Raw genomic sequence first — 1,124 nt, 5'->3', positions numbered from 1 at the left:
AACTGGTCCGCCTTCGACACCATCTTCAGCCCCGGCGACTTCACCGGCGACGGCAAAGCCGACATCATCGCCCGCAACGCCACCACCAAAGACCTGCACCTCTACCGAGGCAGCGGCACCGGCGGTTTCCAATCCGGCACCGGCGAAGCCTTCAGCAACAACTGGTCCGCCTTCGACACCATCTTCTGACACCTGATCCACACATCGTTTTCTCAGCATTCCGGAGCTCCGCCAAAACACAGAAATGCTCCCTCCTGTAAAGGACACGTGAGAATGAACAGGTCGACCATTCACCGTCTTTTATCGCGTACCGTCGCGGTGTGTACGGCATCCGCGCTGGGCATATTCGCCCTTACCGCGCTCGATGAGGCCGGCGGCAGGGGCCAGGCAAACGCCGCGAGCATCGCCAACGGCCCCATCACCCGTTCCGAAGTGCTGGCACGTGCCCAGAACTGGGTGAACCGCGGGATCCAGTACAACCTGACGCGCCGGTCCAACACATTGGTCACCGATGTGGACGGGACGCACAAGTACGGGCCGGACTGTTCCGGCCTGGTCTCCATGGCCTGGCACATCACGGCGAACTCCGGGAAGGGCGGCAACAGCACCAACGACTTCGCGTCGTGGTCAGGCAAGAGATACCTGTCCAGTCTTCACGATCTCAGGCCGGGGGACGCGATCCTCAAGGACGGCCACATGGAGCTGTTCGCCCGATGGAAGAACGCCGGCGACCACTCGCAGGGCGCCTGGACCTACTCCCTCAACGGCGGTGCCGACCCGGACGGTGACGGATGGGAGAACGACTGGGCGAAGGGCCCGTCCGCCAACTCCCGTGGTCAGGTGGGGAGCGAGTCGTGGTCGAGCATGCAGGGATATCGCCCCATCCGCTACAACAACATCGTCGAGGACGGAGCGGGTGGCGACACCGGTGACTTCAGCGGTGACGGCAAGGCCGACGTGATCGCGCGTAACGCCACCACCAAGGACCTGCACCTCTACCGTGGCAGCGGCACCGGCGGTTTCCAATCCGGCACCGGCGAGGCCTTCAGCAACAACTGGTCCGCCTTCGACACCATCTTCAGCCCCGGCGACTTCACCGGCGACGGCAAAGCCGACATCATCGC

Annotated in this window: 2 protein-coding genes; both read left to right on the top strand. The window is 63.7% G+C overall.

All coding sequences use genetic code 11. The features are described from left to right. Positions 1 to 189 (top strand): FG-GAP-like repeat-containing protein (locus AB0I38_RS40330; protein ID WP_358496234.1); only part of this gene is annotated, 189 nt, incomplete at its 5' end. 129 nt (positions 190 to 318) lie between these two features. Next, positions 319 to 1,124: FG-GAP repeat domain-containing protein (locus AB0I38_RS40325; protein ID WP_358496231.1), on the top strand; the 806-nt coding region annotated here is incomplete at its 3' end.

It is taken from the genome of Nonomuraea cavernae, from assembly GCF_040655715.1.
In the GTDB taxonomy this organism is placed as follows: Bacteria; Actinomycetota; Actinomycetes; order Streptosporangiales; family Streptosporangiaceae; genus Nonomuraea; species Nonomuraea cavernae_A.
Note: the sequence above shows the minus strand (reverse complement) of the source record. Positions and strands in the feature narration are given on the sequence as shown.